Origin of the sequence: Yokenella regensburgei (assembly GCF_003634235.1) — a bacterium.
GTDB classification, from domain to species: domain Bacteria; phylum Pseudomonadota; class Gammaproteobacteria; order Enterobacterales; family Enterobacteriaceae; genus Yokenella; species Yokenella regensburgei.
In genome coordinates, this window is the sequence record NZ_RBIZ01000004.1 from 405,273 (window position 1) to 420,453 (window position 15,181).

Here is a 15,181-nt window from a genome sequence, read left to right on the forward strand (position 1 = left end):
CGAACCTCAAATTGTTTTACTTAGTGTATAGCCTAAAGAATTGACTACTATCGCAGCGTAAAGTTGCGATAACAACCCATAAACAGTTCGGTTACCCAGCATAGCGTGCTGAAGAATCGACTGTGCGACCGGTTTCATGTTCATATCATTGTAAAACACAGATCCGAACGAGAGATGACAGTCCGGAGAAACCACGAGAAAACTCTTGCTTAACAAGAGCGCCCTTGTTCAGTTCACAGAGCCAGACCGGCCCTTGAATCCTGAGAAGCGCCGAAATGGGTAGAACATCGGCAGGTTTGCAAAACAGAGATGCAGGTTGCGGGGATTAGACACATGCCAGAACGGCATGACTGATTCAGCGGAAAACGACGGTTCATTCTTTCGTATCACCTCCACGCCAACCCCTCAAGGCCAGCGACAAGACCAGGCTAAAAGTATCATTGCTTAACCCGGCTGGAAGTGACGTCACGATAAGAGTTACCGTGCACTTTTTGTATAAGCCGCGCGCGGCGTTTTATACCGAGAACCGGGGGAAAATGCAAAATAAAAATGCACACTCTGTCGCCAGTGTCAGAACGGTGGCAGGAAAAATTTCCATGCCCTTTTCGTCAATCTGTGCGCCTTCGAAGAAAAAAACTGGCAATCCGATGAAGAAGTGACCTAAAATAGCCATCCAGATGTTAATCCATCTATACTGATTAACACTCAGACTTCTTGTGCCTATTCTTCATCGCATTAGCGGAATACTCCAGAAAAGTTAACAGACACAACAGTTTGAGCTTATCGTTTTCTTATCAGGCGAAATTAAACATGGCAAAACACCTCTTTACGTCCGAGTCCGTATCTGAAGGGCATCCAGACAAAATTGCTGACCAAATCTCTGACGCCGTACTGGACGCGATCCTCGAGCAGGATCCGAAAGCCCGCGTAGCGTGTGAAACCTATGTCAAAACAGGCATGGTGCTGGTAGGCGGTGAAATCACCACCAGCGCATGGGTCGATATCGAAGAGATCACCCGTAACACGGTTCGCGAGATTGGCTATGTGCATTCCGATATGGGCTTTGACGCCAATTCGTGTGCGGTGCTGAGCGCTATCGGTAAGCAGTCTCCGGACATCAACCAGGGCGTTGACCGTGCCGATCCGCTGGAACAAGGCGCTGGCGACCAGGGCCTGATGTTTGGCTACGCGACCAACGAAACCGACGTGCTAATGCCAGCACCGATTACCTATGCTCACCGTCTGGTGCAGCGTCAGGCTGAAGTACGTAAAAACGGCACCCTGCCGTGGCTGCGTCCGGATGCGAAAAGCCAGGTCACCTTCCAGTACGACAACGGTAAAGTTGTTGGTATTGATGCTGTGGTTCTGTCTACCCAGCACGCCGAAAGCATCGATCAGAAATCCCTGCAGGAAGCAGTGATGGAAGAGATTATCAAACCGGTTCTGCCGACCGAGTGGCTGAACGCGTCGACCAAATTCTTCATCAACCCGACCGGTCGTTTTGTTATCGGCGGCCCGATGGGTGACTGCGGTCTGACCGGTCGTAAAATCATCGTTGATACCTACGGCGGCATGGCTCGTCACGGTGGCGGTGCGTTCTCTGGTAAGGATCCTTCTAAAGTTGACCGCTCTGCTGCCTACGCAGCGCGCTACGTAGCGAAAAACATCGTTGCCGCGGGCCTGGCTGACCGTTGTGAAATTCAGGTTTCCTACGCTATCGGCGTGGCAGAACCGACTTCTATCATGGTAGAAACCTTCGGTACTGAGAAAATCGCTTCTGAACAGCTGACCCTGCTGGTTCGCGAGTTCTTCGACCTGCGTCCGTACGGCCTTATCCAGATGCTGGATCTGCTGCACCCGATCTACAAAGAAACCGCGGCATACGGTCACTTTGGTCGTGAACACTTCCCTTGGGAAAAAACCGACAAAGCAGCTCTGCTGCGCGATGCGGCTGGCCTGAAATAATTCAGCCACTACGTCAGCAAAATAAAAGCCAGCCTCGCGCTGGCTTTTTTATTGCCTGCGCCATATTGATTCCAAATAGGAAACAATAAAAAGAAAAAGTGCCAACAATGTTGAATAATCATCGGTGGTAGTCTCTTCGTCATGAACTCCCGGCCTCATCCGACGGGAAAACGTTCACCACGAATCAGGAGATACCATGAGTAAATTACTTATTTTGAAATCCAGCATGATGGGCGCCAGCTCGCAAACCAATTCGCTGATTGATGCTTACGTGGCGGCACGTCGGGCAAAAGGCTTTGCCGATGAAATTGTGGAGCATAATCTGGCGGCTCTGGATTTACCGGTGCTGGATCTTGAGATCTTCAGCGCCCTGCGCGGAGCGGAGAACCCGAGCGACCGCGCGCTTGAGGCTATCGCCCTTTCCGACCGGCTAATTGCAGAGCTTAACGCCAGCGACACGCTTATCATCGGTGCACCAATGTATAACCTCAACGTGCCAACGCCGCTGAAAAACTGGTTCGATCTGGTCGCTCGTGCGGGTAAAACGTTCCGCTATACCGAAAGTTACCCGCTGGGGTTGGTAGAAAACGTCAACGCTATCGTCTTTAGCTCGCGCGGCGGCGTTCACCTCAACCAGCCGACGGATGCGGTAACGCCGTATCTGCGCGCGGTGCTGGGGCTGATTGGCATCAGCGACGTTAGTTTCGTTAATGCGGAAGGGATGGATATGCGCCCGCATGGCCGTGACCAGGGGCTGGCTAACGCCCATGCTGAACTGACGGCGTTACTCTGAACGCCGGGCGGTGGGGGCCTCCACCACCGCCATGATTTCCGGCAGCGCACTCTGCAGTCGCTCAACGGCGACGCGAACGTTTAACGACAGATGCGGCGACTGCGGCCATACCGCATACACCGGCCAGCTGCTGGTATTCACGCCAGGCAACACTTCCTGCAGCATACCCTGCTCCAGCGCTTCCCGCACCAGCCAGTAGGGTAACCAGGCAATACCGCAGCCCGCAATGGCAGCGTCTTTGAGAGCCTGCATATCATCCATCATGATTCGTGCCGTTGGGGTTATCTCTGCTTCACCTGCCTGCCATTTCTGCACGCGCCCGCCCCGGGTATAACCAATAGCATGGTGATGCACGAGGGCATCGGCGGATGCAGGTTCACCGAATGCCTGCAAATAATCAGGGGAGGCACAGAACACCATACCGTGAGAAGCAATCTGCCGTGCCACCAGGCTGCTGCTGTCGGCCAGTTCACCAATACGGATAGCCAGATCGACCCCCTCCTCAACAATATCCACCAGCCGGTCGCTAAACGAGAGAGAAAGCTGGAGCCCTTCATGCTCGCGGGCAAGCGCGGTCAGCAGCGGGGCGATACAGAGACGGCCGAACAACACGGGTAATGAGACGCGAAGGCTACCGTTCACCTGCAGACGATTTTCAGCAAGCGTAGCCTCAGCCTTCTCCATCTCCAGCAGCGCCCGGCGACAGTAGTCATAATAAATCGCCCCCTGTTCGGTAAGACGCAGGCTACGGGTGGTGCGGTGAAACAGCGTCACCCCCAGGCGCGACTCCAGCCTGGCAATCGTTTTGGTGACCGCTGAGCGTGTCAGGAAAAGCTGTTCCGCGGCGCGCGAAAAACTGCCGGCTTCAACGGCGGCAACAAACACCGGAATACTGTTCAGTTCACCCTTCATCTGCATTTTTGTCTGCGCCAGCTATCTGAAATCATGGCATTCATACTACCCTGCGCCACCGGCAAAGTCAGGTATCAGCGAGAATCACTGCTAACGCCAATGAAAGCGATTACACCATATATCATGCCAATAATGTGACATGATAATCAGTCATATGATAATGATTGCTCCTTTGTTACATATCATTTCAGTTAAGAGCAAAGCATGTATTTTAACCGCTATTTAATTACAGTTAATTTATTGTTTAATCATACTTTTATCCAAAAAATACATAAACACTTAGTGTAACCGATTACACTAACGTGATTGGTCTCACATATTTTTGCGTCGAGCTCACCTACCCTTTACATCGATAAAACTGATAATCCAACTGGAGGGCATATGCCTGACAATATAAAACAGGGGCGTTCAAACAGGGCGATGACGTTCTTTGTCTGTTTTCTTGCAGCCCTGGCCGGATTGCTGTTCGGCCTCGACATCGGCGTTATCGCCGGTGCTCTGCCGTTCATTACCACCGAATTCCAGATAAGTGCACACACCCAGGAGTGGGTGGTGAGTTCCATGATGTTTGGTGCCGCCGTCGGTGCCATTGGTAGCGGCTGGCTCTCTTACCGTCTTGGGCGTAAAAAAAGCCTGATGATTGGCGCAATTCTGTTTGTAGCAGGTTCGCTGTGCTCTGCGGCTGCGCCAAACGTAGAAGTGCTGCTTATCTCCCGCGTCCTGCTCGGCCTGGCGGTTGGCGTGGCCTCTTATACCGCACCGCTGTATCTGTCTGAAATCGCACCCGAAAAGATCCGCGGCAGCATGATTTCTATGTACCAGCTGATGATCACCATCGGTATTCTCGGTGCCTATCTGTCCGATACCGCGTTCAGCTATAGCGGCTCCTGGCGCTGGATGTTGGGCGTCATCATCATCCCGGCCCTTCTGCTGCTCGTCGGCGTATTCTTCCTGCCGGACAGCCCGCGCTGGTTTGCGGCCAAGCGCCGCTTCCACGACGCCGAACGTGTACTGCTGCGCCTGCGCGACACCAGCGCAGAAGCCCGCAACGAGCTGGATGAAATTCGTGAAAGTCTGAAGGTGAAACAGTCCGGCTGGGCGCTGTTTAAAGAGAACAGCAACTTCCGCCGCGCGGTGTTCCTTGGCGTGTTGCTGCAGGTGATGCAGCAGTTCACCGGGATGAACGTCATCATGTACTACGCCCCGAAAATTTTTGAACTGGCGGGCTATGCCAACACCACCGAGCAGATGTGGGGAACGGTTATCGTCGGGCTGACCAACGTACTGGCCACCTTTATCGCCATCGGCCTGGTTGACCGCTGGGGCCGTAAACCAACGCTGGTGCTGGGCTTCCTCGTCATGGCGGTCGGCATGGGTATTCTCGGCAGCATGATGCATATGGGTATCCACTCCGCCGCTGCGCAATACTTCGCGGTCGCCATGTTGCTGATGTTTATCGTCGGTTTCGCGATGAGCGCCGGTCCACTGATTTGGGTACTGTGCTCTGAAATCCAGCCGCTGAAAGGGCGTGACTTTGGTATTACCTGTTCCACTGCCACTAACTGGATTGCCAACATGATTGTCGGCGCTACCTTCCTGACCATGCTCAACTCGCTCGGCAACGCCAATACCTTCTGGGTATACGGTGGGCTGAACGTGCTGTTCATCGTGCTGACCCTGTGGCTGGTACCGGAAACCAAACATGTGTCACTCGAACATATTGAACGCAACCTGATGCGCGGCCGCCCGCTTCGTGAGATTGGTGCGCAATAATCGGCCTAAGGCTTCCACTCCTTGCTGGGGTGGAAGCCTTTTCTTGCACTCCGTGGTTCCTCGCTCTATCCTCTGCGCTTATGAAAACCCCTCGTCTCCCCATCGCCATTCAGCAAGCCGTTATGCGCAGCCTGCGGGAAAAACTCGCCCTGGCAAACCTTAAGCTTGAGCGTAACTACCCGGAGCCAAAGCTTGTCTATCAACAGCGCGGCACCGCCGCCGGTACCGCCTGGCTTGAGAGCAACGAAATCCGTCTCAACCCGGTATTGATGATGGAAAATCAGCAGGCGTTTATTGATGAGGTGGTTCCTCACGAGCTGGCGCATATACTGGCGTGGCGGCATTTTGGCCGGGTGGCACCACACGGTAAAGAGTGGAAGTGGATGATGGAAAGCGTTCTTGGCGTTCCCGCCCGCCGCACTCACCAGTTCGAGCTTGAGTCCGTGCGTCGCAACACCTTCCCCTACCGCTGTAAGTGCCAACAGCATCAGTTGACCGTGCGTCGACACAACCGTGTTCTGCGTGGCGAGGCGGTTTATCGCTGCGTGCACTGCGGTGAAGCGCTGATTGCTGAATAACCCGCAGAATTATCAAGAACATTCATGATCTGACTGATTGCATCCAGGAACAACTTTCGCTACGTTGCGGGCTCGTTTTAACACGGAGTGTGTGATGTCCCGTTTGTTGTCCCTTGCTGCTGCATTGGTTGTAGCAGCCAGCCCGGCCCCGTTACTGGCCGAAGGTATTAACAGTTTCTCTCAGGCGAAAGCCGCTGGCGTGAAGGTCAACGCCGACGTTGCCGGGGATTTCTACTGCGGTTGCAAGATAAACTGGCAGGGTAAGAAAGGGGTCGTTGACCTCGAATCCTGCGGTTACAAAGTCAGAAAAAATGAGAACCGTGCCAGCCGTATCGAGTGGGAGCACGTCGTCCCTGCCTGGCAGTTTGGTCATCAGCGCCAGTGCTGGCAGGACGGTGGCCGCAAAAGCTGTGGTAAAGACCCGGTCTATCGCCAGATGGAAAGCGACATGCACAACCTGCAGCCCGCCGTCGGTGAGGTCAATGGCGATCGCGGCAACTTTATGTACAGTCAGTGGAACGGCGGCGAAGGTCAGTACGGCCAGTGCGCCATGAAGGTCGATTTCAAAGGTAAGGTCGCCGAGCCTCCGGCGCGTGCACGTGGCGCCATCGCCCGCACTTACTTCTATATGCGCGACCGCTACCAGCTCTCGCTTTCACGCCAGCAGACACAGCTCTTTAACGCCTGGGACAAGCAGTACCCGGTAAGCGAGTGGGAGTGCGAGCGCGATGAGCGCATCGCGAAATATCAGGGCAACCATAACCCATATGTGCAGCGCGCTTGCCAGGCGCAAAAGAGCTAACCTACACTAGCGACAAATGTAAATAATTTACCCGGATCATCCAGAACTATGCGCATTCCTCGCATTTATCATCCCGAACCACTCGCAGAAGGCAGCCAAGTTGCATTATGCGATGACGCCGCCAACCACGTTGGCCGCGTACTGCGCATGAGCGCAGGCCAGCAGGTACAGCTCTTCGACGGCAGCAACCAGGTGTTTGATGCCGAAATCATTCAGGCCGATAAGAAAAGCGTACGGGTAAGCATCCTGAACGCCACGCTCGACGATCGTGAATCTCCTCTGCACATTCACCTTGGGCAGGTGATGTCGCGTGGCGAAAAAATGGAATTCACTATCCAGAAATCGATTGAGCTTGGTGTAAGCCTCATTACGCCACTTTTATCTGAGCGCTGTGGCGTTAAACTGGATGCTGAGCGCCTGAACAAGAAGCTCCAGCAGTGGCAAAAGATTGCTATCGCCGCCTGCGAGCAGTGTGGTCGGAACCGGGTTCCGGAAATCCGCCCGGTAATGAGTCTTGAAGCGTGGTGCGCCGAGCAGGAAGATGGCCTGAAGCTGAACCTGCACCCGCGCGCCAGCCAGAGTATCAATACCCTGCCGCTGCCGGTTGAACGCATTCGCCTGCTGATTGGCCCGGAAGGTGGGCTGTCGGCGGAAGAAATTGCCATGACCGCACAATATCAGTTTACTGATATCCTGTTGGGACCTCGCGTTCTGCGTACTGAGACAACTGCACTCACCGCTATTACCGCACTGCAGGTGCGTTTTGGCGACCTGGGCTAACGGAGAAGAACAATGATCAAGCTCGGCATCGTGATGGATCCCATTGCGAACATCAACATCAAGAAAGACTCCAGTTTTGCTATGTTGCTGGAAGCACAGCGTCGTGGTTACGAACTCCATTACATGGAAATGAACGACCTGTATCTGATTAACGGTGAAGCGCGCGCCCGTACGCAACTGCTGAGCGTTGAACAGAACTATGACAAATGGTACGAGTTCAGCGGTGAGCAGGATCTGCCGCTGGCGGATCTCGATGTCATCCTGATGCGTAAAGATCCGCCCTTCGATACCGAATTTATCTACGCAACCTACATTCTTGAGCGCGCAGAGGAAAAAGGCACCCTCATCGTTAACAAGCCGCAGAGCCTGCGTGATTGTAACGAAAAGCTGTTCACCGCCTGGTTCTCAGAGCTGACGCCGGAAACCCTGGTCACCCGCAACAAAGCGCAGCTGAAAGCCTTCTGGCAGCAGCACGGCGACATCATCATGAAGCCGCTCGACGGCATGGGTGGTGCCTCTATTTTCCGCGTGAAAGAGAGCGATCCGAACATCGGCGTGATTGCGGAAACCCTGACCGAGCTCGGTACCCGCTACTGCATGGCACAAAACTACCTGCCAGCCATCAAAGACGGTGACAAACGCGTGCTGGTTGTCGATGGCGAACCGGTGCCGTATTGCCTGGCGCGCATTCCGCAGGGCGGCGAAACCCGTGGTAATCTCGCGGCCGGTGGTCGTGGTGAGCCGCGTCCGCTGTCTGAAAGCGACTGGGAAATCGCCCGCAAAGTCGGCCCAACGCTGAAAGCCAAGGGACTGATTTTCGTCGGCCTCGATATCATTGGCGATCGCCTGACCGAAATTAACGTCACCAGCCCGACCTGCATTCGTGAAATAGAAGCCGAGTTCCCGATTTCTATTACCGGAATGCTGATGGACGCTATCGAGAAGCGTCTGGCGAAGTAATCCACGCGACGGGAGGGATCCCGTCTGCGCTCGACAGCACCCGGCGTTTTCCCGCATACTGGGTGCTGCTTTTTAAACCAGGACACAGACCTCAAACGATGAATTTACAGCACCACTTCCTTATTGCTATGCCTGCCCTTCAGGATCCTATCTTCCGCCGCGCCGTGGTCTACATTTGTGAATATAATGAAGACGGAGCGATGGGGATAATCATTAATAAACCACTGGAAAATCTGAAGGTTGAGGGCATCCTGGAAAAGCTGAAGATCGTCCCTGAGCCGCGGGATCCGGCCATTCGTCTGGACAAACCGGTGATGCTCGGCGGGCCGCTGGCTGAGGATCGTGGGTTTATTCTGCACACTCCACCGTCTGATTTCTCATCAAGCATCCGTATTTCTGATAATACCGTGGTGACCACCTCGCGCGACGTGCTGGAAACCCTGGGCACCGCGCAGCAGCCAAGCGAAGTTCTGGTCGCGCTGGGCTATGCTTCCTGGGAAAAGGGTCAACTGGAGCAGGAGATCCTCGATAACGCCTGGCTCACCTCTCCTGCCGACATGAACATCTTGTTTAAAACTCCGATAGCCGATCGCTGGCGCGAGGCCGCCAGGCTGATTGGTATCGATATTGTCACCATGTCTGGCGTCGCGGGGCACGCATGATGAGTGGAACACTTCTCGCTTTTGATTTTGGTACCCGCAGCATCGGCGTTGCTATTGGCCAACGTATTACCGGTACTGCCCGCCCACTGGGCGCTCTGAAAGCCCAGGACGGTACGCCGGACTGGAACGCCGTAGAGCGGCTGCTGAAAGAGTGGCAACCGGAAAACGTCATCGTCGGCCTGCCGCTAAATATGGATGGCACCGAACAGCCGTTAACCGCCAGAGCCCGCAAGTTTGCCAACAAAATTCATGGCCGTTTTGGCGTGCAGGTGACACTCCACGACGAGCGCTTAAGCACGGTAGAAGCGAAGGCTGGACTGTTTGAGCAAGGTGGCTACCGGGCGCTGAACAAAGGCAGCGTCGATTCGGCTTCTGCGGTGGTTATTCTGGAAAGTTTCTTCGAGCAGGGCTACTAAAAAAGTGTTCTCAGCCGGAGGCCTGAAAACAGGCACCCGGCCGTGAATAGGACTAGTGCCGCAGGTGTTCGTTTGCCCAGCTAACGGCCTGGGTACGATTTTTGACACTCAGCTTGCGAAACACATTGTACAGGTGGGTTCGTACCGTGTTTTCACTGATGAACAGCGCTCTCGCAATATCCATGTTAGTTGCGCCATGGCGCAATTCATTGAGGATTTCACACTCGCGTTCGGTCAATGGAATAGACTCAGTGCTCTCAGCATTATTCTCTGCAGAATACATTGCTGGATGCATTACGCTCAATTCGGCGGTTTGCTCGCCATTTAAGACGGCTTTCACCCCTTCGATTAAACGTACTTCATCATCATCATGACGGAATACACCATACAGCGACGGCCACTGCGCCATTTCGTATAACTCGTACTTCTGTGCACTATTGATAATTAACACCTTTGGGGTATCCGCCTGGGTGCGGATAATATCCCGCCAGATACCATTAAGCTTCTTGCCCGAAACGGCGATATCGAATAATACGACAGTACCTTTCGGAAGATGTTGCAACAGTGGTTTATTAATATTGTGAACTTCGACAGAAACCTGTAGTTGATCGCAAAGCCAGGTGGCGAAAGTATTAGCCTGAACTGAAGGGTGCGTAATGAGAACAAGCTGTCGCATTCCCGCTACTTTATCTGATACATCAAGCATTTAAAACTCTCCTTAGTTGATAGCCACCGTCTTGGTGGTTAAATGATGCAAAAATAAAAAGCCAATTTGTTATTATTTTTTAAAAAAACAAAACATATTGAAACAATATTTTATGGGAAACATCCTGTTTCCGTTATCAGGATAGAACGAATGCATCAGAAGTGTCAAAAGATATCCCCACTTTTTTCTAGCTATCAACAATACAATCTAATGTTTTCTGCGTACCTCATCCCCCCTGAATAAGAGAGACAATGCTGAGCCTGACGGTAATTACAGCCGTACGTAGTCACACTGTAATAATACATCATATAACCTCTTATTGAGGATAACATAATCACAACATTAGTATTTATTACGTATTATCTGAAATAACTTTACATAAGCATTTAAAGTAATAAATGATTTAGCGCAAATATTAATAAATAGATTTACTGCGCTGTATTTGATTATCATCAAATAACACCATGAGATCATTATTTAACCACCCGCTGATATATGGCTAAAGTAACCCAGCCGACACCCGCTGCTGATGGCTTTGGGTGAAGGTCTGCATACCAGCCTGCTGCCCGGTTTGCATTACGCCAGGGAGCTGATGGCTTTTCCCCTCGCGGATCAGGTTCGCTACCGCGGGGGTGTTAATAAGGAGCTCATATAGTGCAATTCGCCCGCCTTGTTTTCCGGTCGCCAGCTTTTGTGCCAGCACGGCGCACAGGCTTCCAGCCAGTTGGCTGCGTACGAGATCTTTTTCTGCCCCGGGAAACACATCAGCCAGACGCTCAATCGCCGAGGCCGCCGTACGGGTATGAAGCGTTGCCAGCACCAGATGCCCGGTCTCCGCCGCAGTCAGGGCCAGACGAATAGTTTCACCATCTCGCAGCTCGCCGAGGAGAATCACGTCAGGATCCTGACGCAGCGCCCCTCGCAGTCCGTCGGCAAACGAGGAGCAATGCAGACCAATTTCACGCTGCTGGATCAGGCTTCGTGCACTGGTATGGACAAATTCCACCGGATCTTCAAGCGTGATGATATGCCCGGGTAGCCGGTGGTTAAGCGTATCGACCATCGCCGCGAGGGTGGTGGATTTACCGCTGCCGGTCGCACCGGTGACCAGAATTAACCCGCTTTGTGCTTCCAGTAACGGTTCCAGCGCAGGAGGGAGCGACAGATCAATGAAGCGCGGGCACGCTGTGGGTAAAATACGCAGAGCCAGAGAAAGGCCATTCAGGTTGGCAAAAGCGCTGGCACGCAGCCGCCGTCCGTCTGGCAACTGATGCGCGAAATCAAGCTGATGCTGTTTTTGCAACGCCTGCTGCTGCCCGGTTGTCAGCCAGGCCCTCAGCAAGTGTTCCGGGGTTGGGGCATCCAGCTCTGCCGGTTCAAGCCGTCCATCCCGACGCCATCGTGGCGCTCTGCCGCTGCACAGGTGTAGATCCGAGACGTTATGCTTTACACTAAGCTCCACCAACTCTTGTATATCCATATACCCACCAGGAAAAATGAACGACATTGCGCATAACCTGGCACAGGTCAGGGACAAAATCTCCGCTGCGGCAGAACGCTGCGGCCGCGATTCAGAAGAAGTTACGTTGCTTGCAGTCAGTAAAACAAAGCCTGCGAGCGCCATCGAAGAAGCTATCGCCGCGGGTCAGCTGGCGTTTGGTGAAAACTATGTGCAGGAAGGGGTGGATAAGGTCCGCTATTTCCAGCAAAAGGGGCAACAGAACCTGCAATGGCACTTTATTGGCCCGTTGCAGTCCAACAAAAGCCGCCTGGTCGCCGAACACTTTGACTGGTGCCATACCGTTGATCGTCTGAAGATTGCCACCCGCTTAAGCGAGCAGCGCCCGGCAGAATTACCGCCGCTGAATGTGTTGATTCAGGTAAATATCAGCGACGAACAAAGTAAGTCCGGGATCGCACTCGACGAAGTCGACGCGCTGGCAAAAAGCATTGCCGCGCTGCCGGGCATTACCTTGCGCGGGCTTATGGCCATTCCCGCGCCTGAGTCAGAATATGTAAGGCAGTTTGCCGTCGCCCAGCAAATGGCGGTAGCATTTGCCGAATTGAAAACCCGCTACCCTACGGTAGATACGCTCTCTCTGGGCATGTCGGACGATATGGAAGCTGCCATTGCGGCAGGTAGCACGATGGTGCGCATTGGCACAGCCATTTTTGGTGCGCGCGACTACACAAAATAATAAGGAAAACTGAGGAACGCCATGAAGACGTTGACTTTCCTGCTCTCAACGGTGCTTGAGCTGTATACGATGGTGCTGTTATTGCGCATCTGGATGCAGTGGGCACGCTGTGATTTTTACAACCCGTTCGCCCAGTTTGTGGTGAAAGCCACGCAGCCCATCGTCGGGCCACTGCGCCGTATCATCCCGGCGATGGGTCCGATTGATAGCGCCTCGCTGCTGCTCGCATTTATCCTCTGCGTGCTGAAAGCCATTGTGCTGTTCATGGTCATCACTTTCCAGCCAATCATCTGGATTGCCGCCGTTCTCATTCTGCTGAAAACCATCGGCGTGCTGATTTTCTGGGTGCTGCTGGCGATGGCTATCATGAGCTGGGTCAGCCGTGGGCGTAGCCCGGTTGAGTACGTGCTGATGCAGCTTGCCGATCCGCTGCTGCGCCCGATTCGTAATCTACTGCCGTCGATGGGTGGCATTGATTTCTCACCAATGATTCTGGTGTTGCTGCTGTATGTCATTAACATGGGCATCGCAGAACTGCTGCAGTCAACCGGTAACATGCTGCTGCCGGGGCTGTGGATGGCGCTATGAGTGCCGTAGAAAGCGCTGACGGTACGCTGGTGTTGCGGCTTTATATTCAGCCGAAGGCCAGCCGTGACAGCATTGTGGGTCTGCATGGCGACGAGTTAAAAGTCGCCATCACCGCCCCACCGGTAGACGGCCAGGCCAATGCGCATCTGGTAAAATACCTCGCAAAACAGTTTAAGGTGGCGAAAAGCCAGGTCATCATTGAAAAAGGTGAACTGGGTCGCCACAAGCAGGTCAGGATCATGAATCCGCAAAACATCCCGACGAACGTCGCGGCGCTGACTGATTAGGATATTCCATGCAAAAAGTAGTCCTTGCTACCGGTAATGCCGGTAAAGTGCGTGAGCTCGCCACGCTGCTCAACGATTTTGGTCTTGATATCGTCGCTCAGACTGAGCTTGGCGTAGAGTCGGCGGAAGAAACCGGCCTGACGTTCATTGAGAACGCTATTCTGAAAGCCCGCCACGCGGCGCAAATCACCGGTCTTCCGGCGATTGCCGATGATTCAGGTCTTGCGGTCGATGTGCTGGGCGGCGCGCCGGGGATCTACTCCGCCCGCTACTCCGGCGTTGATGCCAGCGACGAACAGAACCTGCAAAAGCTGCTGGAAACCCTGAAAGACGTGCCGGACGAACAGCGCCAGGCGCAGTTCCACTGTGTGCTGGTGTATCTGCGCCATGCTGAAGATCCGACGCCGCTGGTCTGCCATGGCTGCTGGCCGGGTGTCATTACCCGCGAACGCGCCGGTAACGGCGGTTTCGGCTACGATCCGATTTTCTATGTCCCTTCTGAAGGGAAAACCGCAGCCGAGCTGACCCGTGAAGAGAAAATTGCTATTTCTCATCGCGGTCAGGCGCTGAAACAGTTACTGGAAGCATTACGTAATGGCTAATTTGCCACCGCTCAGTCTTTATATTCACATTCCGTGGTGCGTGCAGAAATGTCCGTACTGCGACTTTAACTCGCACGCGCTGAAGGGCGAAGTGCCGCACGATGATTACGTTCAGCATCTGCTAAACGATCTCGATGCCGACGTGGCTTACGCGCAAGGACGTGAAGTAAAGACCATTTTCATCGGTGGCGGTACGCCGAGCCTGCTTTCAGGCCCTGCGATGCAGACCCTGCTTGACGGCGTGCGCGCACGCCTGACCCTGGCTTCAGATGCAGAAATCACCATGGAAGCCAACCCGGGTACGGTCGAAGCCGATCGCTTCACCGACTATCAGCGTGCCGGGGTTAACCGAATTTCCATCGGTGTGCAGAGTTTTAGCGAGCCCAAGCTCCAGCGGCTGGGGCGCATTCACGGCCCGGAAGAAGCAAAACGCGCGGCGCGACTGGCAAGCGGTCTCGGTTTACGCAGCTTTAACCTCGACCTGATGCATGGCCTTCCTGACCAGAGTCTGGAAGAGGCGCTGGACGACCTGCGCCAGGCGATTGCGCTTAATCCGCCGCACCTGTCGTGGTATCAGTTAACCATCGAGCCGAACACGCTGTTTGGCTCACGCCCGCCGGTGCTGCCGGATGACGATGCGCTGTGGGATATCTTCGAACAGGGCCATCAGCTGCTGAGCGCCGCAGGGTATCAGCAGTACGAAACCTCAGCCTACGCCAAACCGGGTTACCAGTGTCAACACAACCTGAACTACTGGCGCTTTGGTGATTATCTGGGGATTGGCTGCGGCGCGCACGGCAAAGTCACCTTCCCGGATGGGCGCATTTTACGTACCGCCAAAACCCGTCATCCGCGCGGCTATATGGAAGGACGCTATCTGGAGCGCCAGCACGACGTGGCAGTTGAAGATAAACCCTTTGAGTTCTTCATGAACCGCTTTCGCCTACTGGAGCCTGCCCCGCGCGCTGAGTTTCCGCTCTACACCGGTCTGACGGAATCGGCGGTCCGTCCGCAGATTGAAGAAGCGCTGAAACAGGGTTATCTCACCGAGTGTGACCAGTTCTGGCAAATCACCGAGCACGGAAAACTGTTCTTAAACTCCCTCCTTGAGCTGTTCCTCGCCGAAGAGTCCTGAAGCCAGATTCCAGATTTTACCCTC

Annotated in this window: 20 protein-coding genes; 14 read left to right on the forward strand and 6 right to left on the reverse strand. The window is 54.0% G+C overall.

From position 1 onward, the window contains the following. Window positions 1-6: 6 nt before the first annotated feature. From yqgB to C7387_RS22965, 3 genes are all read right to left on the reverse strand, one after another. On the reverse strand, window positions 7-144 hold the full coding sequence (yqgB, locus tag C7387_RS13335; protein ID WP_134436985.1) for an acid stress response protein YqgB: 138 nt from the start codon (window positions 142-144) through the stop codon (window positions 7-9). 89 nt (window positions 145-233) lie between these two features. Further along, window positions 234-377 carry a hypothetical protein gene (locus tag C7387_RS23400; protein WP_420378127.1) on the reverse strand — a complete coding sequence of 48 codons (144 nt, stop codon included), beginning with the start codon at window positions 375-377 and terminating at the stop codon, window positions 234-236. Window positions 378-514: 137 nt separating this feature from the next. Further along, window positions 515-673, reverse strand: coding sequence for a hypothetical protein (locus tag C7387_RS22965; RefSeq protein WP_006818349.1), 159 nt, complete (start codon window positions 671-673; stop codon window positions 515-517). A gap of 137 nt (window positions 674-810) precedes the next feature. Between C7387_RS22965 and metK the strand changes: the two genes are divergently transcribed. Beyond that, on the forward strand, window positions 811-1,965 hold the full coding sequence (metK, locus tag C7387_RS13345; RefSeq protein ID WP_006818348.1) for a methionine adenosyltransferase: 1,155 nt from the start codon (window positions 811-813) through the stop codon (window positions 1,963-1,965). 196 nt (window positions 1,966-2,161) lie between these two features. Then, window positions 2,162-2,758, forward strand: coding sequence for an NAD(P)H-dependent oxidoreductase (locus C7387_RS13350; RefSeq protein ID WP_038255565.1), 597 nt, complete (start codon window positions 2,162-2,164; stop codon window positions 2,756-2,758). Here C7387_RS13350 and C7387_RS13355 read toward each other — a convergent pair. Further along, window positions 2,750-3,670, reverse strand: a complete 921-nt coding sequence (locus C7387_RS13355) for a LysR family transcriptional regulator (RefSeq protein WP_167810201.1) — start codon at window positions 3,668-3,670, stop codon at window positions 2,750-2,752. The two genes, C7387_RS13350 and C7387_RS13355, sit on opposite strands and share 9 nt — an antisense overlap. A 381-nt stretch (window positions 3,671-4,051) precedes the next feature. On the opposite strand from C7387_RS13355, the gene C7387_RS13360 reads away from it, so the two are divergent. From C7387_RS13360 to ruvX, 7 genes are all read left to right on the forward strand, one after another. Beyond that, the gene (locus C7387_RS13360) at window positions 4,052-5,443 is read left to right on the forward strand and encodes a sugar porter family MFS transporter (protein ID WP_006818344.1); all 1,392 of its coding nucleotides are present in this window, start codon (window positions 4,052-4,054) and stop codon (window positions 5,441-5,443) included. 80 nt (window positions 5,444-5,523) lie between these two features. Continuing rightward, on the forward strand, window positions 5,524-6,021 hold the full coding sequence (locus tag C7387_RS13365) for a SprT family zinc-dependent metalloprotease (RefSeq protein ID WP_120816862.1): 498 nt from the start codon (window positions 5,524-5,526) through the stop codon (window positions 6,019-6,021). Window positions 6,022-6,115: 94 nt separating this feature from the next. Beyond that, complete coding sequence (endA, locus tag C7387_RS13370; RefSeq protein WP_120816863.1) at window positions 6,116-6,823, forward strand: deoxyribonuclease I; 708 nt, start codon at window positions 6,116-6,118, stop codon at window positions 6,821-6,823. A gap of 48 nt (window positions 6,824-6,871) precedes the next feature. Beyond that, the gene (gene rsmE / locus C7387_RS13375; RefSeq protein ID WP_006818341.1) at window positions 6,872-7,603 is read left to right on the forward strand and encodes a 16S rRNA (uracil(1498)-N(3))-methyltransferase; all 732 of its coding nucleotides are present in this window, start codon (window positions 6,872-6,874) and stop codon (window positions 7,601-7,603) included. Between the two features lie 12 nt (window positions 7,604-7,615). Then, window positions 7,616-8,563: a glutathione synthase gene (gene gshB / locus C7387_RS13380; RefSeq protein ID WP_120816864.1), complete on the forward strand. Its 948-nt coding sequence runs from the start codon at window positions 7,616-7,618 to the stop codon at window positions 8,561-8,563. A 98-nt stretch (window positions 8,564-8,661) separates the two neighbouring features. Further along, the gene (locus C7387_RS13385; RefSeq protein ID WP_006818339.1) at window positions 8,662-9,225 is read left to right on the forward strand and encodes a YqgE/AlgH family protein; all 564 of its coding nucleotides are present in this window, start codon (window positions 8,662-8,664) and stop codon (window positions 9,223-9,225) included. After that, window positions 9,225-9,641, forward strand: coding sequence for a Holliday junction resolvase RuvX (gene ruvX / locus C7387_RS13390; protein WP_038255591.1), 417 nt, complete (start codon window positions 9,225-9,227; stop codon window positions 9,639-9,641). The genes C7387_RS13385 and ruvX overlap by 1 nt, the downstream gene beginning before the upstream one ends. A 52-nt stretch (window positions 9,642-9,693) precedes the next feature. On the opposite strand, the gene C7387_RS13395 is transcribed toward ruvX, so the two are convergent. Then, window positions 9,694-10,347 carry a LuxR C-terminal-related transcriptional regulator gene (locus C7387_RS13395; protein ID WP_006818337.1) on the reverse strand — a complete coding sequence of 218 codons (654 nt, stop codon included), beginning with the start codon at window positions 10,345-10,347 and terminating at the stop codon, window positions 9,694-9,696. Window positions 10,348-10,846: 499 nt separating this feature from the next. Next, window positions 10,847-11,827 carry a type IV pilus twitching motility protein PilT gene (locus C7387_RS13400; protein ID WP_120816983.1) on the reverse strand — a complete coding sequence of 327 codons (981 nt, stop codon included), beginning with the start codon at window positions 11,825-11,827 and terminating at the stop codon, window positions 10,847-10,849. A 16-nt stretch (window positions 11,828-11,843) separates the two neighbouring features. Here C7387_RS13400 and C7387_RS13405 point away from each other — a divergent pair, with 16 nt between their 5' ends. From C7387_RS13405 to hemW, 5 genes are read left to right on the forward strand one after another with little or no spacing between them, the layout of a single operon-like run. Beyond that, window positions 11,844-12,545 (forward strand): YggS family pyridoxal phosphate-dependent enzyme, encoded by a 702-nt coding sequence (locus C7387_RS13405; protein ID WP_120816865.1) that lies wholly within the window; start codon window positions 11,844-11,846, stop codon window positions 12,543-12,545. Between the two features lie 21 nt (window positions 12,546-12,566). Beyond that, the gene (locus C7387_RS13410; RefSeq protein ID WP_120816866.1) at window positions 12,567-13,133 is read left to right on the forward strand and encodes a YggT family protein; all 567 of its coding nucleotides are present in this window, start codon (window positions 12,567-12,569) and stop codon (window positions 13,131-13,133) included. Further along, window positions 13,130-13,420 carry a DUF167 family protein YggU gene (yggU, locus tag C7387_RS13415; protein WP_120816867.1) on the forward strand — a complete coding sequence of 97 codons (291 nt, stop codon included), beginning with the start codon at window positions 13,130-13,132 and terminating at the stop codon, window positions 13,418-13,420. Before C7387_RS13410 ends, yggU begins: the two co-directional genes overlap by 4 nt. 8 nt (window positions 13,421-13,428) lie before the next feature. Beyond that, window positions 13,429-14,022, forward strand: coding sequence for an XTP/dITP diphosphatase (locus tag C7387_RS13420; RefSeq protein ID WP_120816868.1), 594 nt, complete (start codon window positions 13,429-13,431; stop codon window positions 14,020-14,022). Continuing rightward, window positions 14,015-15,157: a radical SAM family heme chaperone HemW gene (gene hemW / locus C7387_RS13425; RefSeq protein ID WP_038255581.1), complete on the forward strand. Its 1,143-nt coding sequence runs from the start codon at window positions 14,015-14,017 to the stop codon at window positions 15,155-15,157. The genes C7387_RS13420 and hemW overlap by 8 nt, the downstream gene beginning before the upstream one ends. Window positions 15,158-15,181: the final 24 nt, after the last annotated feature.

Bases quoted from the DNA above. Each gene is read 5' to 3' on its own strand.
- C7387_RS22965 (WP_006818349.1), bottom strand. From the start codon at position 673: ATGGCTATTTTAGGTCACTTCTTCATCGGATTGCCAGTTTTTTTCTTC.
- yqgB (WP_134436985.1), bottom strand. From the start codon at position 144: ATGAACATGAAACCGGTCGCACAGTCGATTCTTCAGCACGCTATGCTG.
- C7387_RS13405 (WP_120816865.1), top strand. From the start codon at position 11,844: ATGAACGACATTGCGCATAACCTGGCACAGGTCAGGGACAAAATCTCC.
- C7387_RS13395 (WP_006818337.1), bottom strand. From the start codon at position 10,347: ATGCTTGATGTATCAGATAAAGTAGCGGGAATGCGACAGCTTGTTCTC.
- hemW (WP_038255581.1), top strand. From the start codon at position 14,015: ATGGCTAATTTGCCACCGCTCAGTCTTTATATTCACATTCCGTGGTGC.
- C7387_RS13350 (WP_038255565.1), top strand. From the start codon at position 2,162: ATGAGTAAATTACTTATTTTGAAATCCAGCATGATGGGCGCCAGCTCG.
- metK (WP_006818348.1), top strand. From the start codon at position 811: ATGGCAAAACACCTCTTTACGTCCGAGTCCGTATCTGAAGGGCATCCA.
- C7387_RS13365 (WP_120816862.1), top strand. From the start codon at position 5,524: ATGAAAACCCCTCGTCTCCCCATCGCCATTCAGCAAGCCGTTATGCGC.
- C7387_RS13355 (WP_167810201.1), bottom strand. From the start codon at position 3,670: ATGAAGGGTGAACTGAACAGTATTCCGGTGTTTGTTGCCGCCGTTGAA.
- rsmE (WP_006818341.1), top strand. From the start codon at position 6,872: ATGCGCATTCCTCGCATTTATCATCCCGAACCACTCGCAGAAGGCAGC.
- C7387_RS13385 (WP_006818339.1), top strand. From the start codon at position 8,662: ATGAATTTACAGCACCACTTCCTTATTGCTATGCCTGCCCTTCAGGAT.
- gshB (WP_120816864.1), top strand. From the start codon at position 7,616: ATGATCAAGCTCGGCATCGTGATGGATCCCATTGCGAACATCAACATC.
- yggU (WP_120816867.1), top strand. From the start codon at position 13,130: ATGAGTGCCGTAGAAAGCGCTGACGGTACGCTGGTGTTGCGGCTTTAT.
- C7387_RS23400 (WP_420378127.1), bottom strand. From the start codon at position 377: ATGAACCGTCGTTTTCCGCTGAATCAGTCATGCCGTTCTGGCATGTGT.
- C7387_RS13400 (WP_120816983.1), bottom strand. From the start codon at position 11,827: ATGGATATACAAGAGTTGGTGGAGCTTAGTGTAAAGCATAACGTCTCG.
- endA (WP_120816863.1), top strand. From the start codon at position 6,116: ATGTCCCGTTTGTTGTCCCTTGCTGCTGCATTGGTTGTAGCAGCCAGC.
- C7387_RS13360 (WP_006818344.1), top strand. From the start codon at position 4,052: ATGCCTGACAATATAAAACAGGGGCGTTCAAACAGGGCGATGACGTTC.
- C7387_RS13410 (WP_120816866.1), top strand. From the start codon at position 12,567: ATGAAGACGTTGACTTTCCTGCTCTCAACGGTGCTTGAGCTGTATACG.
- C7387_RS13420 (WP_120816868.1), top strand. From the start codon at position 13,429: ATGCAAAAAGTAGTCCTTGCTACCGGTAATGCCGGTAAAGTGCGTGAG.
- ruvX (WP_038255591.1), top strand. From the start codon at position 9,225: ATGAGTGGAACACTTCTCGCTTTTGATTTTGGTACCCGCAGCATCGGC.